The following is a 23,478-nucleotide window of genomic DNA, read 5'->3' as shown; positions in this document are numbered from 1 at the left end:
AGTTTTTCATCGGTCATGCTTCTGTGCATGGCCTTATGCTCAGTTTCAGTCTGGGGGGCTCAAAAGCCCCAGACACTCGATTGGATAGATTTAATCCCCAAGAAAGAACGTCATCAGTTCGATCAACAAGGGATGCCGGCAGTCAATCATAACGGTAACACACCCGCTCATCAGAGCCACATCGGTGCAGTCAGGCCAGAACTCGATGGAAAATTCGTCAAGATTCCCGGCTTCGTCATCCCGCTTGAAGGGGACGATCAAACCATTACTGAATTTCTGCTCGTCCCTTATTTCGGGGCTTGTATCCATGTACCGCCGCCGCCACCCAATCAGATTATTTACGTCAAGTTCCCTCAAGGCGCACCTGTTCAGGAGTTGTGGGATGTGATTTATGTCGTAGGCAAACTAAAAGCAGAGCCTGTCAGCAGCGACGTTGCTGATGCCGGATATAAAATTGAAGGAAGTCGTATTGAACCTTACGATGATCAGTAAGGAAAACAGTTATACGACGAGATAGCTTGAGAGATAGCCGAGTAGTGCAAAATAAAGAATAAATATTACGGTGACAGACAGAGCCTTTTTCACTGGAATCATCAATGTTTAAATTATAAGTAGTAACAATTTTAACAAAATATTATCATTTTGAGTAGCGGAATTTGATCAATCCGGCTAGATGTCTCTCGCATTCCGCGTTAAATTGTTACTATTGCTCTCAATTGTCAGTCGGTATCAACTTATTCATGGAACAACACACTCCTACACTCATTGAACATCAGGATGATGAGACGACGAAATCCCATTCCAGAGGGCGCTATATTAAAGATAGCGGTCATCGAATCCAGAACATTGCGAAAGAACACGGGCTTGATGCGCTGATCAGCGAAACAAAAACCGAGACACCGCCTCTCGAAAGAGCCTTACAACGAGAGCGTAAGCGGAGAGAACAGCGGCAAAAGAATCTGGAGAGCATTATAAGGCTCGCCCATAAGTCCTGTAAAAATGAGACTGCAGGCGATCCCGATCAAGACTGGCTTTACCGCTTTTTCGATATGGCTCAGGATATTCATAACTCGTCAATGCAGCGCCTGTGGGCACAAGTGCTCAAACGGGAAGTGACCAATCCGGGCTCGACCTCGATGAAAGCATTGCAGGTGCTGAAAGATATGACGCCAAAAGAAGCTCAGATTTTGCAGAAATCAGCAGCTATCGCTTGTAGCTTCGGACAAGACAGCAGCCGTAAACTATTCGTCGGGATGCGGGCACACAATGGGATTTTTACCTTTGGTAAACGTGATACTACGATTACGCTGAGTCTGGGGAGTTTTCAGCTGCCTTACTCAAGCTTGTTAGTATTGATCGAGCTTGGTTTACTACATGCCACCGAGCTGGCCTCTGGTGAAATCGGACAAGAATCAGCCCTGCCATTTCATTATCAGGGCAAGAATCTGTCTCTTCAGGCGATGAGCAAAGGCATTCACTTGCTCTATTATCGTTTTAGCCCCACCGGTAATGAGTTATGTAAGCTATTGGGCAATAAGCTCAACCAACAATATTATGATCAAATGATAGCGCTGTTAGGGCAGAAATTTATGATTCATACCGATGCAACCGGCAGTATTCACCATACCGTCTGATTCAATTTCTGCCGAGAACCACTGATTAATGTGCTGACGTATCGATGATACCGCGTTGATTCAGTTCAGTCAGACATTGTTCAACCAATGCATCAATCCCCTTTTCACCGGCCGGTAAGTCGATTTCAGGCTGTAATGGCATTTCGTATTCAGCATCGATACCGGTAAAGTTGGTAATCTCTCCTGCACGTGCTTTTTTATACAAACCTTTCGGATCACGCTGCTCACACACTTCCAGTGAGGTATTGACGAAGACTTCCAAAAACTCTCCTTCCGGCAATAACTCTCGTACCATCTGACGTTCAGTACGATGCGGTGAAATAAATGCGCTGAGCACGATTAGTCCGGCATCTGCCATCAACTTTGCCAGTTCACCGATCCGACGGATATTTTCCCGTCGATCCTGAGCCGAAAAACCAAGATCACGGCATAACCCATGCCGGACATTATCGCCATCAAGCAGATAAGTATGATAACCCAATTGCGCGAGACGATTTTCCAGTGCACCGGCGACGGTTGATTTACCGGCACCAGATAATCCGGTGAACCAAAGCACGACCGGTTTCTGTTTTTTCAACGTCGCACGAAATGTTTTATCGATCAGGTGCTGGTGCCAGACGATATGTTCCTCTTTTTCATTTGGCGCGATACTCATAACACTCTTCCTTTATACGTAAATTTATCAATACATTGTTTAAACACAATCGGGATTAAAACGGAAAAAATACCGGAATTAAGGTCAGAACAAGTGAAGAATAGACCAAAGAGATAGGAATCCCGATTCTGACATAATCACTCATTTTGTAGTTACCGATACTATAGACCAGCAGGTTAGTCTGATAACCATAAGGGGAAATAAAGCTTGCACTGGCACCAAATAACACCGCCATAATAAATGGCATCGGATCCACGCCATACCCAACCGCCAGACTATAACCCAGCGGAAATGCTAACGCGGCGGCTGCGTTATTGGTGATCAGTTCCGTCAAAATCAACGTGATCAGATATGTGGCAACCAAGCCGCCAAACACACCCCAGCCGTTCATCGTGTGAATAAAAAATTCACCCATCCGCTGCGACAATCCCGATGAGATCATCAACTGGGCAATCGATAATGCCGAACCGACAATCACAACAATATCGACAGGAAAGCGACGACGTAATTCGCCAATTTGCACGATACCAAAGACAACCAACAGAATCAGATAGATCGCCAGTCCTTTGATAATCGGCAGTAAGTGTAGCAATGCCGCACCAATCACCGCCATGAAACCGAGTAATACCAGACTCGATTTATGACTGTCTAACCGGGCACTCGAATTTAAGTCATTGATGAAGACAAATTCGCGATCCAGCGCATGACGCTGAGCTTCGAACTGTTTTCCCGGCACAAGAACCAGCGTATCACCGGCCGTTAACGTAATATTTCCCAGCCCCCCTTCCAGACGTTCATGCCCGCGGCGAATGGCAACGACAACCGCATCAAAACGTTCACGAAAATGGCTGGATTTCAGGGTCTTATTACAGAAACTAGCCGAAGAACTCACGACCACTTCAACAAAGTTTTGTCCGTTCAGATGGTGCTGCCCAAACAAGGTTAACCCTTTAATTTCCTGAAGTGTCGAGACACTTTCGACATCACCACAAAATAGCAGCCGATCCTGTGCCTGTAAGATAAAATCCGGCCCGACAGAGGGGACGCTTTCTCCATTACGAATCACTTCCGCTAAGAATAGTTTGCGCAGAGCACGCAGATTATTTTCTGCAATGCTACGCCCGACCAGCGGCGAGCTATCACTCACCATTGCTTCCAGAAAATAAGGCAGTTCATCTGAACCCGACTCATCATTGTTCGGCAGCAGATAACTTAATGGGATCAGAACCAGCACGCCGCCTAAAAGCACAGCCAAACCAATCAGCGTCGGTGCGAAAAAATCAAGACTTGGCAAGCCGGCATCTTCAACAAAACTGTTAATGATCAGATTGGTTGATGTACCAATCAAGGTTAGCGTGCCCCCGAAGATAGCTGTGTAAGAAAGGGGAATTAACAGCTTTGACGGAGCGTGTTGCTGGTTGCGCTTAATCGCACCAATCAGAGAAACAACCACAGCGGTATTATTGGTGAACGAAGAGAGAAAAGCTGTCGATAAACCCAGCTTCGCGATCACCGTACCGAGCCGCCCCTCGGATATATTGCTACTGATCCAACTGATGAGCCGCGTCTTTTCCAGGCCGGCAGAAGCCAGAATTAACAAAATCAGCGTGAGTAGGGATGAGTTAGTGAAATTTGCGGCTAAATCATTGACATCAATCATCCCCGCAATAAAGGTGATAAATGCAGATCCGGCGAAGATTAAACTCGGTTTAACCCGCGTGAACAGCAAGCAGGCAACTACACCGCACAGAATCGCAATTATCACGCCTTGTTCCCACATCACTCATCCCTCAGAAAGGGTGATATCACCCTTTCAAGCAGCCTACTTCAGTAATTGACGGATATCTTGAGCACCCCAATGTGGAAAGTGCTTACGAATCAGTGCGTTCAGTTCCAGCTCAAATTCAGAGAAATTTCCCAGTGTCTGAGCCACCGTTTGCAGGCTGTCACGAACCAGTCCGGCACCAACCGTGACATTGGTCAGGCGGTCAATAATAATAAATCCACCGGTGTCCGCGCAGTCGAGATATTTATCGAGTGCGATGGCCTGATTGAAAGTCCATTCACATAAACCAATCCCATTGAGAGGCAGAGATTCGGCCGGATAAGTCGAAAGATTATTGATATCATATTGATGACGAATCGATTTCACCTGACCAATCGTTTTATGGCCGGCGATTTTAATGTCGTAATCCCGACCCGGCTGCAATGGTTGCTCAGTCATCCACACCACATCCGCCAATAAATGGTTGCTCGTATCGAGCTGAGCATCTTCCAGAACAATCAAATCACCACGACTGATATCAATTTCATCATTCAGCGTCAGTGTCACTGCCTGACCGGTATATGCCTGTTCCAAATCACCATCAAAAGTGACGATCCGGGCAACCGTGGAGGATTTACCCGACGGTAATACCTTAACTTTATCCCCGGGCCGGATAACGCCTGATGCAACGGTACCGGCAAACCCGCGGAAATCGAGATTCGGACGATTCACATATTGAACGGGGAAACGAAATGCTCCCGTTCCTTTCACCTGATCGACATCGACAGTTTCCAACAGGTCAAGTAGCGAAGGGCCTTGATACCAATGCATATGCTGACTTTTCTCAACAACATTGTCCCCTTCTAAAGCTGAAATCGGGATGATCTGAATATCCGTTTCACCCTGTAGATGACGAGAGAATTCAAGGTATTCCTGACGGATCGCTTCAAAACGTTCCTGAGAATAATCCACTAAGTCCATCTTATTGACCGCAACCACAAAGTGTCTCAGCCCCAAAAGATTGGAAATGAAAGAGTGCCGACGAGTCTGATCCAATACACCTTTACGCGCATCAATCAGAATAATCGCTAAATCACATGTTGAAGCACCGGTTGCCATATTCCGTGTGTACTGCTCATGTCCCGGAGTATCTGCGATGATAAATTTACGCTTCTGCGTTGAAAAATAGCGATATGCCACATCAATTGTAATGCCCTGTTCGCGTTCAGCCTGTAGTCCATCCACCAGCAGCGCCAAATCCGGACGCTCACCGGTTGTACCGACACGCTGACTATCCGAATGAACGGCAGCCAATTGATCCTCGTAGATCTGTTTTGAGTCGTGAAGCAAACGACCGATCAACGTACTCTTACCGTCATCGACCGAGCCACATGTCAGAAATCTAAGTAACGATTTGTGTTGATGTTGATTCAGGTAACCTTCAATACCTAACTCAGCTAGCTGAGCCTGAACTGCACTATTCATAAACTTTCTCTCGCCCCTTAGAAATAACCCTGACGTTTTTTCAATTCCATGGATCCGGACTGATCGTGATCGATCGCTCGCCCCTGACGCTCACTGGAAGTTGCCACCAGCATCTCTTCAATAATTTCCGGCAATGTGCTTGCCGTCGATTCAATGGCTCCGGTCAGCGGATAACATCCGAGAGTCCGGAACCGAACCGATTTCTGCTCGACCACCTCACCCGGTAAAATTTCCATCCGGTCATCGTCAACCATGATTAGCATCCCGTCGCGTTCGACGACAGGCCGCTTCTCAGCGAAGTAAAGCGGCACAATATCAATCCCTTCCAGATAGATGTATTGCCAGATGTCCAGCTCAGTCCAGTTGGATAAAGGGAAAACCCGAATGCTCTCCCCTTTGTTAATCTGGCCGTTATAGGTATGCCAGATTTCCGGGCGCTGGTTTTTAGGATCCCAAGTATGGTTCTTATCCCGAAACGAATAGACCCGCTCTTTGGCACGAGACTTCTCTTCATCCCGACGCGCCCCACCAAATGCAGCATCAAAACCATATTTGTTGAGTGCTTGCTTCAGACTCTGAGTTTTCATAATGTCGGTATGTTTGGAACTGCCGTGCACAAATGGGTTGATTCCCATTTCAAGACCTTCGGGATTTTTATGCACCAGTAACTCGAAACCATATTTTTCTGCGGTTTTATCGCGAAACTCGATCATTTCACGAAACTTCCAGTTGGTGTCGACATGTAGTAACGGAAACGGAATTTTGCCCGGATAGAAGGCTTTGCGAGCCAAATGCAGCATCACCGATGAATCTTTTCCGATGGAATACATCATCACCGGGTTGCCGAATTCAGCTGCAACTTCACGAATGATATGAATACTTTCAGCTTCCAGTTGTTTTAAATGAGTTAAACGTTGTTGATCCATCTCTTGCTTCCTTTTGACTCACAAGATGAGTGTGTTATGCAATTCGATTTCTTAATGGATGAGTGAGTCATCCTGATTTAGTCCGGATAACCGGATACCTCGACCAATTGATACGTATCTTTTTATTTATGCATACAAAGCACGGGTTCTGCTTCCTGAGGACTGCTGAACCAATTAAGCTTTTCGGACAGTGAAACCACTTCACCAATCACAATCAAAGCAGGCGAATCGGCCTGAGCCGCTAACTGCGGCAAATCGTCCAATGTGCCACGAAACAGTTTCTGCGCAGCTTGCGTTCCCCGTTCAATGACAGCAACAGGTGTCTTCGCGTCACGGCCATGCTGAATTAGCTGTTCCCGGATATATCCGGATTTCATCAAGCCCATATAGATCACGAGCGTCTGTCTTCCCCGAGCCAGTGTTGACCAATCCATTTCATCTTGCTCGGCACGAACATGACCTGTAACAAAAATCGCGGACTGGGCATAATCCCGGTGTGTCAGGGGAATTCCGGCATAGGCTGTCGCACCGGCAGCTGCGGTGATACCGGGGACGACTTGAAAGCGGATCCCAGCATCGAACAAACTTTCCAGTTCTTCACCACCCCGGCCAAAAATAAACGGGTCACCCCCTTTGATTCGCACGACTCGATGTCCCTGTCTGGCAAAATCGACCAAAAGCTGGTTGGTTTTATCTTGCGGCACACTATGGTGTCCGGCTCGTTTGCCGACACACACCAGAATCGTACTGTCCGGAATCAGTGACATAATCTCTTCCGAGACCAGATAGTCATATAGAACGACATCGGCCTGTCGGAGAAAGTTAACCGCTTTGACAGTCAGTAATTCCGGGTCTCCCGGCCCAGCACCGACCAATGCGACTTCACCGGCCTGTAGCTGGGATGTTGTAAAGTGGTAGCTGATTTGTTCTGACGCATCGACCTTCACAGACGGACGGACTGGTTTAACGGGTAAACGAGTCACAACTTGATCCCTTGCCATAACACACCCCACCTAAAATGAATATGTGCATTATGGCGACCTCTACATATGACATGAAATTCTAAAATTTCATTTTTTATTCGAAAATCTGATAAGGAAACATTTTCTTCAATAAAAAAGCCCATTGCTGTATTAAACGACGTACGTCACATTTTCTAACTCATTGAAATATAGCTTTCATTCATCTTTGCTACATTAGCCAAATCATTTACCGCTTATGGATCCGGCAGCGTATGAAACAGCCCAGAAGATTTCTCATTCTATCATTACTTAGTGAATTACTGATACTTTCTTCCTCAATACTCTCCAACTCAGTCAATGCAGAAACTATCCAGCTTCGTATCATAGAAACAACAGATATCCATGCTAACATCATGGACTATGACTATTACAAAGACAAATCTTCAGAAAAGATTGGCTTAATCCGGGCAGCCAGCCTGATCAAGACTGCCCGTGAAGAAAATCCGAACTCGCTTTTAATTGATAACGGTGATCTGATTCAGGGTAGTCCGATGGGTGACTATATGGCAGCCAAAGGTATCAAGACCGGAGAAGTTCATCCGGTTTATAAGGCGATGAATCTTCTCGGCTACGAGGTTGGGAATATTGGTAATCATGAGTTCAATTATGGGCTTGGATACCTGAAAGAAACCCTTAATGATGCGAATTTCCCTTATATCAACGCCAATATATTTGATGCCAAAACAGATCAGCATTATTTCCGTCCTTATCTCATCAAATCGTATACATTGACCGATACCGACGGAAAACCGCAGCAATTGAAGGTTGGCTATATCGGCTTTGCTCCACCCCAGATTATGACCTGGGATAAGAAAAATTTAACCGGTAACGTCTATACCAAAGATATCAAAGCCACGGCAAAAGCCCTGATCCCCAAGATGAAACAGGAAGGCGCTGATATCATCGTTGCGATTCCCCATTCGGGTATTGCAACCACACCTTATCATGTCGGCGCTGAAAACTCGGTTTACTACCTTGCAGAAATCCCTGACATTGACGCGATTGCTTTTGGTCACGCTCATGCGGTATTCCCCGGAAAAGGTTTCGATAATCTGCCGGATGTCGATAACCACAAGGGAACAATTCACGGTGTTGCTGCGGTGATGCCCGGACGCTGGGGAAGCCATGTCGGCATTATTGACCTCACTATAGAAAAGAAAAACCATCACTGGCAGGTCACTGGCAGTCAATCACAAGCGCGTCCGATTTATGACAATATGACGCATCATGCCTTGGTACCGGCAGATGCACAACTTCGTCACGCCGTCCAATCCGATCACCAGGCTACACGGCAATTTGTCAATCAGCCTATCGGCCGTGCCAGTGATAAAATGTATAGCTATCTGGCACTCGTTCAGGACGATCCGACCGTTCAGATCGTCAATCTGGCTCAGCAAGCCTACGTTGAAAAAATGATTCAGGGCGATCCGGATCTAAGTGGCCTGCCAGTTCTGTCTGCTGCTGCGCCATTTAAAGCCGGTGGCCGAAAAAATGATCCCTCAAACTATACCGAAGTTGAATCAGGACAACTGACTTTCCGTAATGCCGCAGACCTGTATCTTTACCCAAATACCTTAGTGGCGCTCAAAGTCACTGGACGAGAGCTGAAAGAGTGGCTGGAATGCTCGGCCGGGCAATTCAATCGTATTGACCCGACTCAGACGACGCCTCAATCTCTTATCGATTGGGATGGATTCAGAACCTATAACTTTGATGTGATTGATGGCATTGAGTATCAGATCGATGTAACTCAGCCTGCCCGATATGATGGTGACTGCCAATTGGTTCACCCAAACAGCAGACGTATTGTCGGTTTATCTTATCAAGGGAAAGCAATCCCGGATAATCAAGTCTTTCTTATTGCCACCAATAACTATCGCGCGTATGGCAACAAGTTCTCCGGAACCGGTGCTTCACATGTGGCTTTTGACGCCCCCGATGAAAACCGGACGATTCTGGCCAATTACATTGCTCAGGTCAGTAAAAATCAGGGAGAGATTCATCCCACAGCGGATAACAACTGGCGTTTAGCCCCGATTGAGACTTCAAAAAAACTCGATATTCGTTTTGAAACAGCGCCGGGAGAAAAAGCCGCCCAATTCATTCAACAATATGGCCGCTATCCGATGAAACAACTGATGACTGATGAAGCAGGCTTCGCGGTCTATGAGATTGAGCTACAAAAATAAGCCTGAATTGATTACAGTACCAGTCGTAGCGGAAGTTACGACTGGTACTGTCTACTTTTGAGGGATTCATGGAAAACACATTCCGGAATTATTTAGTGCATAGCGGCTTTCATGATGAAGACATTGAGGCATTGCTCGCGATTGCCACCCCACTTGATCTTCCGACTCGCCATATTCTTTCTCATCAGGGTGAAGTTGCCTCACACATCTACTTTATCCTTGAAGGAATCTGTCATGCCAGTTATCTCACTGATAAAGGAAAATCGTTCAGCAAAGAGTTTTACTGGGAATCTGACTGGATCATCGGTTTTGAAAGTCTGATCAAACGGGAGCCATTACCTTATCTTCTGGAAACACTTTCACCAGTAAAATTAATGTGTTTGCCGATTAGTGTGCTGTTTCAGTGGCACGCGTCGCGACATCCGGCTTATATAAAATTGCTCGAAACGAAACTGATCCACAAAGAAAATAAAGAGAGATTGATGCTGCTTTATACCCCGGAGGAGCGTTATCAACTATTCCGCCAGCATTATCCGCAACTGCTTGAGCGATTGGCTGACTATCATGTTGCCGCTTATCTGGGAATCACACCGATCAGTCTGAGCCGAATTAAAAAGCGCGTGGACACGCTGTCAGAAAACTCAAACTTTGGTCATTGTTAATGAGCAATGCTTTAGATACTCGCTGTTAACATTTGTTAATGATAATCACATCCTGTAAAAGTAGATTGTCGACCATGACTCTCATTCACTCAGCGGTATTTTTTGATGATAACTTGGCATTTACTTCCCTTTTCCGAGCTGACGACGGTGCAGCTCTATCAATTGCTCAAATTGCGGATTGACATTTTTGTCGTTGAACAGGCTTGCCCCTATCCTGAATTAGACGATAAAGATCATATGTCAGGTGTCCGCCACCTACTCGGATATCAGGATGGAAACATCATTGCCTGTGCCCGGTTAATTCCACCCGGTATTAGCTATCCGGGGAGTAGTATCGGCCGAATAGCGACCCACAAATGTATCCGGGGAGAAGGTGCGGGACATCAGCTGCTCAGTTATGCCATTGAACAGTGTTGTCATTTGTGGCCGGACACACCAATTGAAATTGGTGCACAGACACACTTAAAGACGTTTTACCACCAATATGGATTCGTTGAGACGTCCGAACCCTATCTTGAAGATGGTATTCCGCATATCGATATGAAGAGAGTTTAGATCAATGCCCCATCAAAGAAGCATTCGGACGGTGCTCACTTGATTGACACCCTGAGGATAGCACTCATTGCTATTCCCCGATGTAATGCTGCTCAAGCCATTCTCTGGCGACGTTATTTACTCCGGCCAAATCCGCCATTGGATAAGCGGAAAAACATGATTGATTGATCCTTTTGCTCAACTTGCAAAATGTCCAGATCACCTTTCGTCGTCAGTTTATAACGGATTAGTTGCCCCGGTTTGATGTTACTGAGAGGCTTATCTGAGCCCTCGACCTGAACCAGTGCATTCAGATCAGCCAGAGAGAGATCGTTGGTACGGAACACCTTAGAAAGCGTATCACCATTTTGTATCGTATAGTTGACCCACGCTGTTGTGCGAGGCTCAACAGCCGATTTGACGGTTTTCGGGGATGTAACAGGCTCATTGGGTTCCTGCAAGCTATCGGGATCCAGTGCCAGCGCGACACGCTGCTCTCCAACAGTCTCGTCGCTAGCGGTCTGTTCAGACGCCATTTGCCCTTCTTTCGGCCAAGGGAGCAAAACAAGAAGCATGACCACAGGCACCAAAACCATCAATAAACGTTGATGTAATTTCGGCAACTCTCCCCATAGACTACGACATTGACTGATCATTGGCTGCAATAACTGCTGAAAATTCATAGCTGACCATTTGCTCTGAATTACAGCAAGATAGCCACCTTGCACCTTTTTTTCCCGTCGGCGATTCACGAATTCACATCTCCCATGCTTATTCCGGCTAGTATAAAAACTCGCGCTTAGTGAGTATAGGGGAATCGTCGCTAGAACTAAAATGTTGACACAATCCTGAAAAAATTTCATTTAAGATTAGAGTCGTGTCACATCAAACTATGCAATGAAATATTCTCCCTGTTCTTCATTTCATCATCTATCAATAACTGTTATCCTCTAGCGTTTTAACGCAAAAGAGTGACAGTTATGTCTGACGTACAACTTGAAACAAACGAACAGAAGGCAAGCTACGGTATTGGTTTGCAAATGGGCCAACAACTTGCTGGTAGCGGTTTAGAAGGACTCAGCGTTGATGCGATTGCTGCCGGTATTGCAACAGCATTGACAGGTGACATGCCAGCAATCGAAATCGATGATATCAATCAAGCACTGCAAGCTGTTCATGCAAAAGCTCAGGAAGCACGTGAATCTGCTGCGAAAGCAGCCGCGGCTGATGGTGAAGCATTCCTGAAAGATAACGCACTCCGTCCAGAAGTAACTGTTTTAGAATCAGGTCTTCAGTATGAAGTGGTGACCGAAGGTACTGGTGAAGTGCCGACTTCTGATAAGACTGTCCGTGTTCACTATCATGGTCAACTGACCGATGGTACAGTATTCGATAGCTCAGTGACTCGTGGTCAGCCAGTTGAGTTCCCAGTAACGGGCGTGATTAAAGGTTGGGTTGAAGCGCTGCAAATCATGCCTGTTGGCTCAAAGTGGAAGCTCTATATTCCTCAAGATCTTGCTTATGGTGAGCGTGGTGCAGGTGCTGCGATTCCACCATATGCTGCATTGGTATTTGAAGTCGAATTACTCGATATTCTGTAAGCCAGTCAGCTATCAATAAATTAGCAAAGAATTAACATCAAGCGGTGCTCAGCACCGCTTTTTTTATCTAAACTTTCTCCATCAGCTCACAATGATGGAATAACCATTCATGACAACAACACGCACTCTGATATGGACACTGATGTTAAGTACCACACTGACATCTCCAAGTTACGCTTTTTTCAAACTCGGCAATCAAACGGAAGATCTGACCAGCACTATCGGTAAAACACTGGGACTCACAGCAAGCAATTCACCACTGATTTCACAGGTAGCCAAGCAGCTCCCAATCTCAGGTGAACAGGCTACCGGTGGGGTTGGAGCCTTATTGTCATTGGCTCAAAACCGATTGTCTGACAAGAATAATAACGAATTGAATCAACTCATTCCGGGAATGGAACATCTCTCAACGCTGAATCAGGCTGGTATGAAGAATGGATTATCGGAGATAAATGATATGAATGCGGTCGTCAGTGCTTTCAAACAATTAGGGCTAAGTCCTGATATGGTGTCACGGTTTGTCCCGCTGATCTTAAAATATCTCAACACTCAGGGAGCAAGTGAAGGCTTAATGGGCTCACTCAGTCACTTATGGCAGCAATAAGCCAAGAGAATCGTATGACTCAACAACAACTATCTATCATCACCTAAGATATAAATGGTGACTTAAAAATGACAATAAAAAAAGCCGAGCATATGCTCGGCTTTTCGAAATGACGAACTGATTACTCAGCAGCTTCAACAGCTTCTGGGCGATCAACCAGCTCAATGTATGCCATTGGAGCTTTGTCACCTGCACGGAAACCACACTTCAAAATACGAGTGTAGCCACCTTGACGAGCAGCGAAACGTGGACCTAGTTCGTTAAATAATTTTGCAACGACTTCGTTATCACGAGTACGAGCAAATGCCAGACGACGATTAGCAACACTGTCAGTCTTAGCTAGTGTAATCAAAGGCTCAACTACGCGACGTAGCTCTTTAGCTTTTGGCAAAGTAGTCTTGATAACTTCATGACGTACCAAAGAGCTAGCCATGTTGCTGAACATCGCTTTGCGATGACTGCTGTTGCGGTTGAGTTGACGACCACTCTTACGATGGCGCATGACCAAATCCTTCTAACTTGTATCGATTAATCTTCAGCGATAGATGCTGGTGGCCAGTTTTCTAGGCGCATACCCAGAGAAAGACCACGTGATGCAAGCACGTCTTTAATCTCTGTTAGAGATTTCTTACCAAGGTTAGGTGTTTTAAGTAATTCTACCTCAGTACGCTGTACTAGATCACCGATGTAGTGAATCGCTTCTGCTTTCAAACAGTTAGCAGAGCGAACTGTTAGTTCAAGATCGTCTACAGGACGCAATAGGATCGGATCGAATTCAGGCTTCTCTTCTTTCTCCTCAGGAACTCGTACATCACGCAGATCTACGAATGCATCCAATTGTTCAGCAAGGATTGTTGCTGCACGACGGATAGCTTCCTCAGGTTCGATTGTGCCATTTGTTTCCATATCGATGACGAGCTTGTCTAAATCAGTACGCTGTTCTACACGTGCTGCTTCTACAGTATAGGCGATTTTATCCACCGGGCTGTAAGTAGCATCAACAAGTAGGCGACCAATTGGACGATCATCTTCATCTGTATGGATACGAGCAGAAGCCGGAACATAACCACGACCACGTTGAACCTTGATGCGCATTGCGACCTCAGCATTGCCATCAGTAAGATGACAAATAACGTGCTCAGGGTTTACGATCTCAACATCACCATCATGAGTGATGTCACCTGCAACAACAGGGCCCGAGCCTGATTTGTTTAGTGTAATGAACACTTCATCTTTGCCTTCGGCAACGCGAACAGCTAAACCCTTCAGGTTCAGAAGGATCTCTAAGATATCCTCTTGAACACCTTCTTTGGTGCTGTACTCGTGTAGTACGCCTTCAATTTCAACTTCAGTCACTGCGCAACCTGGCATAGACGAAAGAAGAATTCGGCGAAGTGCATTACCCAGAGTATGGCCGAAACCACGCTCTAACGGCTCAAGAGTTACTTTTGCGTGTGTCGTGCTGATTTGTTCGATATCAACAAGACGTGGCTTAAGAAATTCTGTTACAGAACCCTGCATTGTGTCCTCTCTTTAATTTAAACCTTACTTAGAGTAAAGCTCGACGATCAATTGTTCGTTGATGTCAGCTGATAGATCTGAACGTTCTGGCAAACGCTTGAACGTACCTTCCATTTTGCTGCCATCCACTTCAATCCAAGTTGGTTTTTCGCGTTGTTCTGCAACTTCTAGAGCTGCTGTGATACGAGATTGCTTTTTAGCTTTCTCACGCACTGCAACAACGTCGTTTGCCGTAACATTGAAAGAAGGAATGTTTACTACTTTACCGTTCACCAGAATAGCTTTATGGCTAACTAGCTGACGTGCTTCTGAGCGAGTTGCTCCAAAGCCCATACGGTAAACAACATTATCCAAACGACCTTCAAGAAGCTGAAGTAGGTTTTCACCTGTATTACCTTTTAGACGGGCAGCTTCTTTATAGTAGTTACGGAATTGTTTTTCAAGAACGCCGTACATACGACGAACTTTTTGCTTCTCACGAAGCTGAACGCCATAATCAGATAGACGACCGCGACGAGCGCCGTGTACACCTGGTGCGTTATCTATTTTACACTTGGTATCTATCGCACGAATGCCTGACTTAAGGAATAAGTCGGTACCTTCGCGGCGGCTAAGCTTCAGCTTAGGACCCAAATATCTTGCCATGATCTTTCTCCAATCTTCCTCGAAACGTTAAACGCGACGTTTCTTAGGTGGACGACAACCGTTATGAGGGATTGGTGTCGCATCAACAATATTTGTGATACGGAAACCAGCAGCGTTCAGTGCGCGAACCGTTGATTCACGACCTGGACCTGGACCCTTCACCATAACTTCCAGATTCTTAAGGCCATATTCTTTAGCCATTTCAGCACAACGTTCAGCAGCAACCTGTGCAGCGAACGGAGTAGACTTACGAGAACCACGGAAACCAGAACCGCCAGCAGTAGCCCAAGCTAGAGCATTACCTTGACGATCAGTAATGGTTACGATTGTGTTGTTAAAAGATGCATGGATGTGCGCCACGCCATCTGCGACTTGCTTGCGTACGCGTTTACGTGCGCGAGTTGGTTGTTTAGCCATTGTACTCTACCTTCCCGATTATTTCTTGATCGGCTTACGCGGACCCTTACGGGTGCGAGCGTTGGTTTTAGTACGCTGTCCACGTAGAGGTAGACTGCGACGATGACGAAGACCACGATAACAACCAAGGTCCATTAGACGCTTGATGTTCATTGATACTTCACGACGTAGATCACCTTCTACAGTGTATTTAGCTACACCATCACGCAGTTGATCGATCTGCTCTTCAGTTAGTTCACTGATCTTAACACTTTCAGCAATACCTAGTTCAGCCAAGATAGCTTGTGAACGAGTCTTACCGATACCGTAGATTGCAGTTAATGCAATTACAGCATGTTTTTGATCAGGAATGTTAATGCCTGCTATACGGGCCACTATTCACTCCTAGTACTTTCATCAAAGAATTATCCGCAACAAAGCCCGTAGAGGATACGTTGCGGGATACTACTTCTTTTGCACGCAAAAGGTAGGCCGAGGAATATACTCGACCGACCTTGTTTTTTCAAGTAAAAAATTCTGCTAATTAGCCTTGGCGTTGCTTGTGCTTTGGCTCACTGCAAATCACGCGAACGACACCGTTACGCTTGATAACTTTACAGTTACGACAGATTTTTTTAACGGAAGCACGAACTTTCATTGCTAAACTCCGTGAGAGAAATCTGAATTAACGGCCGTAGCCTTTCAGATTTGCTTTTTTCAACACAGAATCATATTGACTTGACATCATATGAGTCTGTACCTGTGCCATAAAGTCCATAATAACCACAACTACAATCAGTAGTGAGGTGCCGCCAAAATAGAAACGTACATTCCAAGCGACCATCATGAACTGAGGGATCAGACAGATAAAGGTAATGTATAACGCACCAGCTAAGGTTAAACGTGTCATTACTTTATCGATATATCTGGCAGTCTGCTCACCTGGGCGGATACCGGGTACGAACGCACCAGACTTCTTCAAATTATCTGCTGTTTCACGAGGGTTAAATACCAACGCAGTATAAAAGAAACAGAAAAAGATAATTGCAACTGCATAAAGTATTACATACAAAGGTTGACCAGGGCTCAGTGCCAAAGACACTTTTGTCAGCCAGCTAAACGCTGAACCTTCACCGCCACTATTACCAAACCATTGCGCTAATGTTCCGGGGAACAAAATAATACTCGATGCAAAGATTGCTGGAATTACTCCTGCCATATTAATTTTCAATGGCAAATGGGTACTCTGTGCTGCGAAAACTTTGCGGCCTTGCTGGCGTTTTGCATAGTTAACGACGATACGCCGCTGACCACGCTCCATAAAGACAACAAAATAAATCACAGCAAAAGAAATCACAGCAATCAACAAGAGAAGAAGCACATGCAATTCACCTTGACGCGCTTGCTCAATCGTTTGTCCGATTGCCTTTGGCAGACCAGCAACAATACCTGCAAATATCAGTAATGAAATCCCATTACCAATACCCCGCTCAGTAATCTGTTCACCTAACCACATTAAGAACATGGTACCAGTTACTAGACTCACTGTTGCGATGAACGTAAACATGGTTTGGTCGATAACAACCAGATTAGAGACCATGTTTGGTAGTCCTGTCGCAATCCCAAGAGCTTGGAATGTTGCAAGTACAAGCGTGCCGTAACGCGTATATTGGCTAATCTTACGACGCCCTGCTTCACCCTCTTTCTTGAGTTCAGCTAACGCGGGATGAACTACAGTTAGCAGCTGGACAACAATCGATGCCGAAATATACGGCATGATACCCAGTGCTAATATAGATGCACGCGAAAGAGCACCACCGGAGAACATGTTAAACATTTCTACGATGGTCCCTTTTTGCTGTTCGAACAAATCGGCTAGTACAGCTGCGTCAATACCAGGAATCGGCACAAAAGAGCCAGCTCGGAATACGAGAAGCGCACCTAATACGAATAACAAGCGCGACTTCAATTCACTTAAGCCGCTCTGAGCACTACGAAAATCTTGTCCTGGTTTCTTAGCCATCTGTACCTCGTTTCGAGATTATTCCTCGATTTTTCCGCCTGCAGCTTCGATTGCAGCTTTAGCGCCTTTAGTTACGCGTAAACCCTTCACTGTAACAGCTTTGTTGATCTCACCAGAAAGAACGATTTTCACATTCTCAATGTTTTTAGTCACAACATTTGCTGCTTTCAGGCTGTTCAGGTCAACAACTTCGCTTGTTACTTTCGCTAATTCACTTAGACGAACTTCAGCAGACACTAAACTCTTACGAGAAGTGAAACCGAATTTTGGCAAGCGTTGTTTCAAAGGCATTTGTCCACCTTCAAAACCTGCACGAACTTTACCGCCAGAGCGTGATTTTTGACCTTTGTGGCCACGACCACCAGTTTTACCCAGGCCAGAACCGATACCGCGACCTAAACGCTTCTTAGAAGGCTTAGAACCCGCAGCCGGAGATAGAGTATTCAAACGCATTCTGATTACTCCTCAACTTTAACCATGTATTGAACTTTATTGATCATACCACGTACACATGGTGTATCTTCAAGTTCAACAGTGTGGTTGATACGACGAAGGCCTAGACCACGCAAAGTAGCTTTATGCTTAGGTAGGCGACCAATTGAGCTTTTAGTTTGAGTTACTTTAATAGTTGCCATGGTTCTTACTCCGAAATTGATTCAACAGTTAGACCACGTTTAGCAGCAACCATTTCTGGTGACTTCATGCTACCCAGAGCATCAATCGTTGCACGAACGATGTTGATTGGGTTTGTTGAGCCATACGCTTTTGACAAAACGTTATGTACACCTGCAACTTCAAGTACAGCACGCATCGCACCACCGGCGATAACACCCGTACCTTCAGCAGCTTGCTGCATGTAAACTTTAGAGCCCGAGTGGCGACCTTTTACCGGGTGGAAAAGGGTGCCTTCGTTCAACGCGATTGTAATCATGTTACGACGCGCTTTTTCCATTGCTTTTTGAATCGCAGCAGGTACTTCACGAGCTTTGCCGTAACCGAAACCTACGCGACCATTACCGTCACCAACAACTGTTAGTGCAGTAAAGCTCATGATTCGACCACCTTTAACCGTTTTAGAAACACGGTTAACAGCGATTAATTTTTCTTGCAAATCAGTCGCTTGTTGTAATTCTTTAGCCATCTTCCAACCCTACCTTAGAATTTCAGACCAGCTTCACGAGCAGATTCTGCTAGCGCCGCTACTCGACCGTGGTATTGGAAACCGGAACGATCAAAAGCAACTTCTGACACGCCTTTTTCCAGAGCGCGTTCAGCAATAGCTTTACCTACCGCTTGTGCTGCTTCGATGTTTCCAGTGAATTTCAGTTGCTCACGGATCGCTTTTTCTACAGTAGAAGCTGCAGCGATAACCTCAGAGCCATTAGATGCGATAACCTGAGCGTACACGTGACGAGGAGTACGGTGTACAACTAGGCGAGTGGCACCCAGTTCTGCAATCTTACGACGTGCACGTGTGGCACGACGGATGCGAGATGCTTTCTTATCCATAGTGTTACCTTACTTCTTCTTAGCTTCTTTAGTACGCACATTCTCATCTGCGTAACGAACACCTTTACCTTTGTATGGTTCAGGCTCACGATAAGCACGAATATCAGCAGCCACTTGACCCACAAGTTGTTTATCACAACCGGTGATGACAATTTCAGTTTGGCTTGGACATTCCGCTTTAATACCTGTTGGTAATTCATGTTCAACAGGGTGAGAGAAGCCTAGTGTCAATGCTACAGCATTGCCTTTCATTGAGGCACGGTAACCAACACCTTTTAATGTAAGCTTCTTCGTAAAGCCATCCGTCACACCGACAACCATGTTGTTCACTAGTGCACGTGCAGTACCTGCCTGTGCCCAAGCATTCGCAACACCGTCACGAGGTCCGAAAGTCAGGTTATTTTCTTCTTGAGCAATCACAACTGCGTCATTTAGTACGCTAGTCAGTTCACCCTTTGCACCTTTTACAGTGATCTCTTGGCCGTTTAATTTCACCTCTACGCCAGCTGGAATAGCGACAGGTGCTTTAGCAACACGAGACATATCCTACTCCTATAATTAAGCTACGTAGCAAATGATTTCACCACCAAGACCTGCTTTACGGGCAGCACGGTCTGACATCAGACCCTTGGAAGTGGATACGACAGCAACACCCAAACCGCCCATCACAGATGGCAACTCGTCTTTTCTTTTATAGACGCGTAAGCCAGGACGTGAAACACGTTTGATTTGCTCGATAACTGGTTTCGCTTGAAAATACTTCAGCGTAACTTCCAGTTCAGGTTTTACATCGCCTTCAACGGCGAAATCTTCGATATAACCTTCAGCTTTTAGAAGTGCAGCAATTGCAACTTTCAGCTTTGAAGAAGGCATTTTTACAGCAACTTTGTGTGCTGCCTGACCGTTACGAATACGGGTCAGCATATCCGAAATCGGATCTTGCATGCTCATAAACTTTACTCCAAATGATTAAGTGGCAATTACCAGCTAGCCTTACGAAGTCCAGGAATCTCGCCTTTCATGCAAGCTTCACGAACTTTGATACGGCTTAAACCGAACTTACGTAGGTAACCGTGTGGACGACCAGTTTGGTTACAACGGTTACGCTGACGTGATGCACTTGAATCACGAGGAAGTGTTTGAAGTTTCAGAACAGCATCCCAACGTTCTTCTTCAGATACGTTTACGTCGCTGATGGTAGCTTTTAGCGCTGCACGCTTTTCAGCATACTGTGCGACAAGCTTTGCACGTTTTACTTCACGTGCTTTCATTGATTGTTTAGCCATAACAGTAACCCTTCACCTTACTTGCGGAATGGGAAGTTAAAGGCAGCCAGCAGAGCACGGCCTTCCTCATCAGTGGACGCACTAGTCGTGATTGTTACATCAAGACCACGCACACGATCGACTTTATCGTAGTCGATTTCCGGGAAGATGATTTGCTCGCGAACGCCCATGCTGTAGTTACCGCGACCATCAAAAGATTTCGCGCTAACACCACGGAAGTCACGTACACGTGGTAGAGCGATAGAAATCAAACGCTCCAAAAAATCCCACATACGTTCGCCACGCAAGGTTACTTTACAACCAATTGGGTAGCCTTCACGGATTTTGAAACCTGCAACAGATTTGCGAGCTTTTGTGACTAATGGCTTTTGACCAGAAATGGCCGCCATGTCAGCTGCTGCATTCTCAAGCAGTTTCTTATCGTTGATAGCTTCACCAACGCCCATGTTTAGGGTGATTTTCTCAATCCTAGGGACTTGCATGACGCTTGTGTAACCGAACTGTTTGGTCAGTTCAGCGACTACAGACGACTTGTAGTAATCATGCAGTTTCGCCATAGTAGAACTCCAAATTACGTCTATTAGTTAGAAATGGTTTCACCGTTAGATTTGAAGAAACGGACTTTTTTGCCGTCTTCAAAACGGAAACCGATACGGTCCGCTTTACCAGTAGCTGCATTGAAGATTGCAACGTTAGAAGCATCAATTGCTGCTTCTTGTTCAACGATGCCACCCTGTACACCCATAGCCGGTACAGGCTTCTGGTGTTTTTTCACAAGGTTGATACCTTCAACAATAACTTTACCAGTTCCAAGAACCTTAGTTACTTTACCTTTCTTGCCTTTATCTTTACCGGCAAGAACAACGATTTCGTCGTTACGACGGATTTTAGCTGCCATATCTGTGCTCCCTTACAATACTTCTGGAGCCAGTGAAACAATCTTCATAAACTTCGCGTTACGAAGCTCACGAGTCACTGGACCAAAGATACGTGTACCGACTGGTTGCTCAGTATTGTTGTTTAACAATACGCAAGCGTTACGGTCGAAGCGAATGACAGAACCGTCTGGACGACGTACGCCTTTACGGGTGCGAACTACCACCGCCTTCAGGACATCACCTTTTTTTACTTTACCGCGTGGAATTGCTTCTTTGACGGTAACTTTGATGATGTCGCCGATATGTGCGTAACGACGGTGAGAGCCACCCAGAACCTTAATACACATTACGCTGCGAGCGCCTGAGTTATCAGCTGCGTCCAGCATACTTTGCATTTGGATCATGTTAGTGCTCCGCTAAATATTAAAACTAGACCCTCTCGGGTCGGGCTGCCTTTAAAAAGGGAGGCGAATTGTAACACCCTTTTTTCAGATTGGGTAGTCAAAAAACAAACGGCTCCAAAAATAATTGGAGCCGTTTCTTGATTGAAAAGCAGAAATTAAATTTTTGCTTTTTCTACCACTTTCACCAAAGTCCAAGACTTCGTCTTAGACAATGGACGACACTCACAAATTTCAACGGTATCGCCTTGGCCACACTCGTTGTTTTCGTCATGTGCGTGAATTTTAGTCGTGCGTTTAACGAACTTACCGTAAATTGGATGTTTTACGAAACGCTCGATAGCAACAACGATAGACTTATCCATCTTGTCGCTAACAACACGACCGAGTTGAGTACGAATTTTGTCGCTCATTATGCGCCTGCCTTCTCAGTCAAAACAGTTTTCACACGTGCGATATCACGGCGTACAGCTTTCAGAGTATGAGTCTGCTGTAGTTGACCAGTTGCAGCTTGCATACGCAAGTTGAACTGTTCACGTAGCAAATTCAATAGCTCAGCATTCAGCTCTTCAACGCTTTTTTCGCGTAGATCTTGTGCTTTCATCACATCACCTGCTTAGTTACGAAAGTAGTCTTGAACGGAAGTTTTGCAGCAGCAAGTGCAAAAGCTTCTCGTGCCAATTCTTCAGGTACACCGTCCATTTCGTACATAACCTTACCAGGTTGGATTTGGGCTACCCAGTACTCAACGTTACCTTTACCCTTACCTTGACGAACTTCAAGTGGTTTTTCTGTGATAGGTTTGTCTGGGAATACACGAATCCAGATTTTACCTTGACGCTTAACGTGACGTGTCATCGCACGACGAGCCGCTTCGATCTGACGAGCAGTCAAACGACCACGGCCGACAGCTTTCAAACCAAATGTACCGAATGAAACATCAGTACCTTTAGCTAGACCACGGTTGCGACCAGTATGAACCTTACGGAACTTTGTACGTTTAGGTTGTAGCATCTGTCGACTCCTTACTTACGGCCTTTACGCTGTTTCTTAGGCTTATCACCTTTAGGCTCAGCGGTATTTGCATTTGCAGCTGGCATCCCACCCAGGATTTCTCCTTTGAAGATCCATACTTTAACGCCAATCACACCATACTGAGTGTGAGCCGAAGAAGTTGCGTACTCAATGTCTGCACGAAGAGTATGTAGAGGTACACGACCTTCACGATACCATTCAGAACGTGCGATTTCAGCGCCGCCTAAACGACCGCTTACTTCTACTTTGATACCCTTAGCACCTAGACGCATTGCGTTTTGTACTGCACGCTTCATCGCGCGACGGAACATAACACGACGCTCTAGCTGAGACGCGATGCTATCAGCCACTAACTGACCGTCTAGCTCAGGCTTACGTACTTCAGCGATATTAATTTGCGCTGGTACACCTGCAATTTTCGCTACCGCAGCACGTAGTTTTTCGACGTCTTCACCTTTCTTACCGATAACGACACCTGGGCGAGCCGTGTGGATTGTCACACGGATGCTTTTCGCAGGACGCTCGATAACAATGCGTGATAGAGACGCTTTTGACAATTCCTTCGTCAGGAATTGACGTACCTTGAAGTCGCCGTCTAGGTTGTCAGCGAACTCTTTGGTGTTAGCAAACCATGTAGCATTCCAAGGCTTAACGATGCCCAGACGAATACCATTTGGATGTACTTTCTGACCCATTGCTTACTCTCC

34 protein-coding genes are annotated in these 23,478 nt (G+C 45.7%); 7 read left to right on the top strand and 27 right to left on the bottom strand.

The window, feature by feature from the left end; translation table 11 throughout:
* Positions 1 to 15 precede the first annotated feature (15 nt).
* Both VR7878_RS12275 and VR7878_RS12270 read left to right on the top strand, forming a co-directional pair.
* Positions 16 to 492 carry a DUF3299 domain-containing protein gene (locus tag VR7878_RS12275; protein WP_235862877.1) on the top strand — a complete coding sequence of 159 codons (477 nt, stop codon included), beginning with the start codon at positions 16 to 18 and terminating at the stop codon, positions 490 to 492.
* Between the two features lie 248 nt (positions 493 to 740).
* Positions 741 to 1,634 (top strand): TIGR03899 family protein, encoded by an 894-nt coding sequence (locus tag VR7878_RS12270; protein WP_077336370.1) that lies wholly within the window; start codon positions 741 to 743, stop codon positions 1,632 to 1,634.
* Between the two features lie 25 nt (positions 1,635 to 1,659).
* Here VR7878_RS12270 and cysC read toward each other — a convergent pair whose 3' ends face one another.
* From cysC to cobA, 5 genes are all read right to left on the bottom strand, one after another.
* A complete protein-coding gene (cysC, locus tag VR7878_RS12265) occupies positions 1,660 to 2,289 on the bottom strand; it encodes an adenylyl-sulfate kinase (RefSeq protein WP_077336369.1) in 630 nt (209 codons plus the stop codon).
* Positions 2,290 to 2,344: 55 nt separating this feature from the next.
* Positions 2,345 to 4,069, bottom strand: a complete 1,725-nt coding sequence (locus tag VR7878_RS12260; RefSeq protein ID WP_077336368.1) for an SLC13 family permease — start codon at positions 4,067 to 4,069, stop codon at positions 2,345 to 2,347.
* A gap of 42 nt (positions 4,070 to 4,111) precedes the next feature.
* The gene (cysN, locus tag VR7878_RS12255; RefSeq protein ID WP_077336367.1) at positions 4,112 to 5,539 is read right to left on the bottom strand and encodes a sulfate adenylyltransferase subunit CysN; all 1,428 of its coding nucleotides are present in this window, start codon (positions 5,537 to 5,539) and stop codon (positions 4,112 to 4,114) included.
* A gap of 17 nt (positions 5,540 to 5,556) precedes the next feature.
* On the bottom strand, positions 5,557 to 6,465 hold the full coding sequence (cysD, locus tag VR7878_RS12250) for a sulfate adenylyltransferase subunit CysD (RefSeq protein WP_077336366.1): 909 nt from the start codon (positions 6,463 to 6,465) through the stop codon (positions 5,557 to 5,559).
* Between the two features lie 122 nt (positions 6,466 to 6,587).
* A complete protein-coding gene (gene cobA / locus VR7878_RS12245; RefSeq protein ID WP_077336365.1) occupies positions 6,588 to 7,466 on the bottom strand; it encodes a uroporphyrinogen-III C-methyltransferase in 879 nt (292 codons plus the stop codon).
* Between the two features lie 233 nt (positions 7,467 to 7,699).
* Between cobA and VR7878_RS12240 the strand changes: the two genes are divergently transcribed.
* From VR7878_RS12240 to VR7878_RS12230, 3 genes are all read left to right on the top strand, one after another.
* Complete coding sequence (locus tag VR7878_RS12240) at positions 7,700 to 9,676, top strand: bifunctional 2',3'-cyclic-nucleotide 2'-phosphodiesterase/3'-nucleotidase (protein WP_077336364.1); 1,977 nt, start codon at positions 7,700 to 7,702, stop codon at positions 9,674 to 9,676.
* Positions 9,677 to 9,744: 68 nt separating this feature from the next.
* A complete protein-coding gene (locus tag VR7878_RS12235) occupies positions 9,745 to 10,338 on the top strand; it encodes a Crp/Fnr family transcriptional regulator (protein ID WP_077336363.1) in 594 nt (197 codons plus the stop codon).
* Positions 10,339 to 10,443: 105 nt separating this feature from the next.
* Positions 10,444 to 10,893 (top strand): GNAT family N-acetyltransferase, encoded by a 450-nt coding sequence (locus VR7878_RS12230; protein ID WP_077336362.1) that lies wholly within the window; start codon positions 10,444 to 10,446, stop codon positions 10,891 to 10,893.
* A gap of 113 nt (positions 10,894 to 11,006) precedes the next feature.
* Here VR7878_RS12230 and VR7878_RS12225 read toward each other — a convergent pair whose 3' ends face one another.
* Complete coding sequence (locus tag VR7878_RS12225; RefSeq protein WP_077336361.1) at positions 11,007 to 11,624, bottom strand: LysM-like peptidoglycan-binding domain-containing protein; 618 nt, start codon at positions 11,622 to 11,624, stop codon at positions 11,007 to 11,009.
* A gap of 228 nt (positions 11,625 to 11,852) precedes the next feature.
* On the opposite strand from VR7878_RS12225, the gene bamJ reads away from it, so the two are divergent.
* On the top strand, positions 11,853 to 12,473 hold the full coding sequence (gene bamJ, locus VR7878_RS12220; protein WP_077336360.1) for a BamJ family beta-barrel-assembly machinery protein: 621 nt from the start codon (positions 11,853 to 11,855) through the stop codon (positions 12,471 to 12,473).
* 109 nt (positions 12,474 to 12,582) lie between these two features.
* Entirely contained in the window at positions 12,583 to 13,077 is a 495-nt protein-coding gene (locus tag VR7878_RS12215; RefSeq protein WP_077336359.1) for a DUF2780 domain-containing protein, read from the top strand.
* A 121-nt stretch (positions 13,078 to 13,198) separates the two neighbouring features.
* Here VR7878_RS12215 and rplQ read toward each other — a convergent pair whose 3' ends face one another.
* From rplQ to rpsC, 21 genes are all read right to left on the bottom strand, one after another.
* Entirely contained in the window at positions 13,199 to 13,579 is a 381-nt protein-coding gene (gene rplQ / locus VR7878_RS12210) for a 50S ribosomal protein L17 (protein ID WP_059119775.1), read from the bottom strand.
* Positions 13,580 to 13,605: 26 nt separating this feature from the next.
* Positions 13,606 to 14,598 carry a DNA-directed RNA polymerase subunit alpha gene (locus VR7878_RS12205; RefSeq protein WP_077336358.1) on the bottom strand — a complete coding sequence of 331 codons (993 nt, stop codon included), beginning with the start codon at positions 14,596 to 14,598 and terminating at the stop codon, positions 13,606 to 13,608.
* Between the two features lie 24 nt (positions 14,599 to 14,622).
* Positions 14,623 to 15,243, bottom strand: a complete 621-nt coding sequence (gene rpsD, locus VR7878_RS12200) for a 30S ribosomal protein S4 (protein WP_021019664.1) — start codon at positions 15,241 to 15,243, stop codon at positions 14,623 to 14,625.
* 27 nt (positions 15,244 to 15,270) lie between these two features.
* Positions 15,271 to 15,660 (bottom strand): 30S ribosomal protein S11, encoded by a 390-nt coding sequence (rpsK, locus tag VR7878_RS12195; protein ID WP_001118870.1) that lies wholly within the window; start codon positions 15,658 to 15,660, stop codon positions 15,271 to 15,273.
* 18 nt (positions 15,661 to 15,678) lie between these two features.
* Complete coding sequence (gene rpsM / locus VR7878_RS12190) at positions 15,679 to 16,035, bottom strand: 30S ribosomal protein S13 (protein ID WP_077336357.1); 357 nt, start codon at positions 16,033 to 16,035, stop codon at positions 15,679 to 15,681.
* Between the two features lie 148 nt (positions 16,036 to 16,183).
* Entirely contained in the window at positions 16,184 to 16,297 is a 114-nt protein-coding gene (gene rpmJ, locus VR7878_RS12185) for a 50S ribosomal protein L36 (RefSeq protein WP_000868186.1), read from the bottom strand.
* A 27-nt stretch (positions 16,298 to 16,324) separates the two neighbouring features.
* A complete protein-coding gene (gene secY, locus VR7878_RS12180) occupies positions 16,325 to 17,662 on the bottom strand; it encodes a preprotein translocase subunit SecY (protein WP_021019662.1) in 1,338 nt (445 codons plus the stop codon).
* An 18-nt stretch (positions 17,663 to 17,680) separates the two neighbouring features.
* The gene (gene rplO, locus VR7878_RS12175) at positions 17,681 to 18,115 is read right to left on the bottom strand and encodes a 50S ribosomal protein L15 (protein ID WP_021019661.1); all 435 of its coding nucleotides are present in this window, start codon (positions 18,113 to 18,115) and stop codon (positions 17,681 to 17,683) included.
* Between the two features lie 5 nt (positions 18,116 to 18,120).
* Positions 18,121 to 18,297, bottom strand: coding sequence for a 50S ribosomal protein L30 (gene rpmD / locus VR7878_RS12170; protein WP_021019660.1), 177 nt, complete (start codon positions 18,295 to 18,297; stop codon positions 18,121 to 18,123).
* Positions 18,298 to 18,302: 5 nt separating this feature from the next.
* Positions 18,303 to 18,803, bottom strand: a complete 501-nt coding sequence (gene rpsE, locus VR7878_RS12165) for a 30S ribosomal protein S5 (RefSeq protein ID WP_077336356.1) — start codon at positions 18,801 to 18,803, stop codon at positions 18,303 to 18,305.
* Positions 18,804 to 18,817: 14 nt separating this feature from the next.
* Positions 18,818 to 19,171: a 50S ribosomal protein L18 gene (gene rplR, locus VR7878_RS12160; RefSeq protein ID WP_021019658.1), complete on the bottom strand. Its 354-nt coding sequence runs from the start codon at positions 19,169 to 19,171 to the stop codon at positions 18,818 to 18,820.
* 9 nt (positions 19,172 to 19,180) lie between these two features.
* Positions 19,181 to 19,714, bottom strand: coding sequence for a 50S ribosomal protein L6 (rplF, locus tag VR7878_RS12155; protein ID WP_077336355.1), 534 nt, complete (start codon positions 19,712 to 19,714; stop codon positions 19,181 to 19,183).
* 15 nt (positions 19,715 to 19,729) lie between these two features.
* Positions 19,730 to 20,122, bottom strand: coding sequence for a 30S ribosomal protein S8 (rpsH, locus tag VR7878_RS12150; RefSeq protein WP_077336354.1), 393 nt, complete (start codon positions 20,120 to 20,122; stop codon positions 19,730 to 19,732).
* 29 nt (positions 20,123 to 20,151) lie between these two features.
* Entirely contained in the window at positions 20,152 to 20,457 is a 306-nt protein-coding gene (gene rpsN, locus VR7878_RS12145) for a 30S ribosomal protein S14 (protein WP_038179113.1), read from the bottom strand.
* A gap of 17 nt (positions 20,458 to 20,474) precedes the next feature.
* Complete coding sequence (gene rplE / locus VR7878_RS12140; protein WP_038179114.1) at positions 20,475 to 21,014, bottom strand: 50S ribosomal protein L5; 540 nt, start codon at positions 21,012 to 21,014, stop codon at positions 20,475 to 20,477.
* 23 nt (positions 21,015 to 21,037) lie between these two features.
* Positions 21,038 to 21,355 (bottom strand): 50S ribosomal protein L24, encoded by a 318-nt coding sequence (gene rplX, locus VR7878_RS12135; RefSeq protein ID WP_077336353.1) that lies wholly within the window; start codon positions 21,353 to 21,355, stop codon positions 21,038 to 21,040.
* A 12-nt stretch (positions 21,356 to 21,367) separates the two neighbouring features.
* Positions 21,368 to 21,739 (bottom strand): 50S ribosomal protein L14, encoded by a 372-nt coding sequence (gene rplN, locus VR7878_RS12130; RefSeq protein ID WP_021019652.1) that lies wholly within the window; start codon positions 21,737 to 21,739, stop codon positions 21,368 to 21,370.
* A 155-nt stretch (positions 21,740 to 21,894) separates the two neighbouring features.
* Positions 21,895 to 22,149 carry a 30S ribosomal protein S17 gene (rpsQ, locus tag VR7878_RS12125; protein ID WP_059119769.1) on the bottom strand — a complete coding sequence of 85 codons (255 nt, stop codon included), beginning with the start codon at positions 22,147 to 22,149 and terminating at the stop codon, positions 21,895 to 21,897.
* Complete coding sequence (gene rpmC / locus VR7878_RS12120; protein ID WP_004410456.1) at positions 22,149 to 22,340, bottom strand: 50S ribosomal protein L29; 192 nt, start codon at positions 22,338 to 22,340, stop codon at positions 22,149 to 22,151. The genes rpsQ and rpmC overlap by 1 nt, the downstream gene beginning before the upstream one ends.
* Complete coding sequence (gene rplP, locus VR7878_RS12115; RefSeq protein WP_021019649.1) at positions 22,340 to 22,750, bottom strand: 50S ribosomal protein L16; 411 nt, start codon at positions 22,748 to 22,750, stop codon at positions 22,340 to 22,342. The genes rpmC and rplP overlap by 1 nt, the downstream gene beginning before the upstream one ends.
* Positions 22,751 to 22,761: 11 nt before the next feature.
* Positions 22,762 to 23,466, bottom strand: coding sequence for a 30S ribosomal protein S3 (rpsC, locus tag VR7878_RS12110; RefSeq protein WP_021019648.1), 705 nt, complete (start codon positions 23,464 to 23,466; stop codon positions 22,762 to 22,764).
* Between the last annotated feature and the right edge of the window lie 12 nt (positions 23,467 to 23,478).

It is taken from the genome of Vibrio ruber DSM 16370 (genome assembly GCF_900163965.1).
Lineage (GTDB): Bacteria > Pseudomonadota > Gammaproteobacteria > Enterobacterales > Vibrionaceae > Vibrio > Vibrio ruber.
The sequence above is the reverse complement of the archived record's forward strand: the minus strand, read 5'-3'. Positions and strand labels throughout refer to the sequence as shown.

Coding starts and splice junctions, on each gene's coding strand:
- VR7878_RS12275 (WP_235862877.1), top strand. CDS start 16: ATGCTTCTGTGCATGGCCTTATGCTCAGTTTCAGTCTGGGGGGCTCAA.
- VR7878_RS12270 (WP_077336370.1), top strand. CDS start 741: ATGGAACAACACACTCCTACACTCATTGAACATCAGGATGATGAGACG.
- cysC (WP_077336369.1), bottom strand. CDS start 2,289: ATGAGTATCGCGCCAAATGAAAAAGAGGAACATATCGTCTGGCACCAG.
- VR7878_RS12260 (WP_077336368.1), bottom strand. CDS start 4,069: ATGTGGGAACAAGGCGTGATAATTGCGATTCTGTGCGGTGTAGTTGCC.
- cysN (WP_077336367.1), bottom strand. CDS start 5,539: ATGAATAGTGCAGTTCAGGCTCAGCTAGCTGAGTTAGGTATTGAAGGT.
- cysD (WP_077336366.1), bottom strand. CDS start 6,465: ATGGATCAACAACGTTTAACTCATTTAAAACAACTGGAAGCTGAAAGT.
- cobA (WP_077336365.1), bottom strand. CDS start 7,466: ATGGCAAGGGATCAAGTTGTGACTCGTTTACCCGTTAAACCAGTCCGT.
- VR7878_RS12240 (WP_077336364.1), top strand. CDS start 7,700: ATGAAACAGCCCAGAAGATTTCTCATTCTATCATTACTTAGTGAATTA.
- VR7878_RS12235 (WP_077336363.1), top strand. CDS start 9,745: ATGGAAAACACATTCCGGAATTATTTAGTGCATAGCGGCTTTCATGAT.
- VR7878_RS12230 (WP_077336362.1), top strand. CDS start 10,444: ATGATAACTTGGCATTTACTTCCCTTTTCCGAGCTGACGACGGTGCAG.
- bamJ (WP_077336360.1), top strand. CDS start 11,853: ATGTCTGACGTACAACTTGAAACAAACGAACAGAAGGCAAGCTACGGT.
- VR7878_RS12215 (WP_077336359.1), top strand. CDS start 12,583: ATGACAACAACACGCACTCTGATATGGACACTGATGTTAAGTACCACA.
- rplQ (WP_059119775.1), bottom strand. CDS start 13,579: ATGCGCCATCGTAAGAGTGGTCGTCAACTCAACCGCAACAGCAGTCAT.
- VR7878_RS12205 (WP_077336358.1), bottom strand. CDS start 14,598: ATGCAGGGTTCTGTAACAGAATTTCTTAAGCCACGTCTTGTTGATATC.
- rpsD (WP_021019664.1), bottom strand. CDS start 15,243: ATGGCAAGATATTTGGGTCCTAAGCTGAAGCTTAGCCGCCGCGAAGGT.
- rpsK (WP_001118870.1), bottom strand. CDS start 15,660: ATGGCTAAACAACCAACTCGCGCACGTAAACGCGTACGCAAGCAAGTC.
- rpmJ (WP_000868186.1), bottom strand. CDS start 16,297: ATGAAAGTTCGTGCTTCCGTTAAAAAAATCTGTCGTAACTGTAAAGTT.
- secY (WP_021019662.1), bottom strand. CDS start 17,662: ATGGCTAAGAAACCAGGACAAGATTTTCGTAGTGCTCAGAGCGGCTTA.
- rplO (WP_021019661.1), bottom strand. CDS start 18,115: ATGCGTTTGAATACTCTATCTCCGGCTGCGGGTTCTAAGCCTTCTAAG.
- rpmD (WP_021019660.1), bottom strand. CDS start 18,297: ATGGCAACTATTAAAGTAACTCAAACTAAAAGCTCAATTGGTCGCCTA.
- rpsE (WP_077336356.1), bottom strand. CDS start 18,803: ATGGCTAAAGAATTACAACAAGCGACTGATTTGCAAGAAAAATTAATC.
- rplR (WP_021019658.1), bottom strand. CDS start 19,171: ATGGATAAGAAAGCATCTCGCATCCGTCGTGCCACACGTGCACGTCGT.
- rplF (WP_077336355.1), bottom strand. CDS start 19,714: ATGTCTCGTGTTGCTAAAGCACCTGTCGCTATTCCAGCTGGCGTAGAG.
- rpsH (WP_077336354.1), bottom strand. CDS start 20,122: ATGAGCATGCAAGATCCGATTTCGGATATGCTGACCCGTATTCGTAAC.
- rpsN (WP_038179113.1), bottom strand. CDS start 20,457: ATGGCTAAACAATCAATGAAAGCACGTGAAGTAAAACGTGCAAAGCTT.
- rplE (WP_038179114.1), bottom strand. CDS start 21,014: ATGGCGAAACTGCATGATTACTACAAGTCGTCTGTAGTCGCTGAACTG.
- rplX (WP_077336353.1), bottom strand. CDS start 21,355: ATGGCAGCTAAAATCCGTCGTAACGACGAAATCGTTGTTCTTGCCGGT.
- rplN (WP_021019652.1), bottom strand. CDS start 21,739: ATGATCCAAATGCAAAGTATGCTGGACGCAGCTGATAACTCAGGCGCT.
- rpsQ (WP_059119769.1), bottom strand. CDS start 22,149: ATGAGCGACAAAATTCGTACTCAACTCGGTCGTGTTGTTAGCGACAAG.
- rpmC (WP_004410456.1), bottom strand. CDS start 22,340: ATGAAAGCACAAGATCTACGCGAAAAAAGCGTTGAAGAGCTGAATGCT.
- rplP (WP_021019649.1), bottom strand. CDS start 22,750: ATGCTACAACCTAAACGTACAAAGTTCCGTAAGGTTCATACTGGTCGC.
- rpsC (WP_021019648.1), bottom strand. CDS start 23,466: ATGGGTCAGAAAGTACATCCAAATGGTATTCGTCTGGGCATCGTTAAG.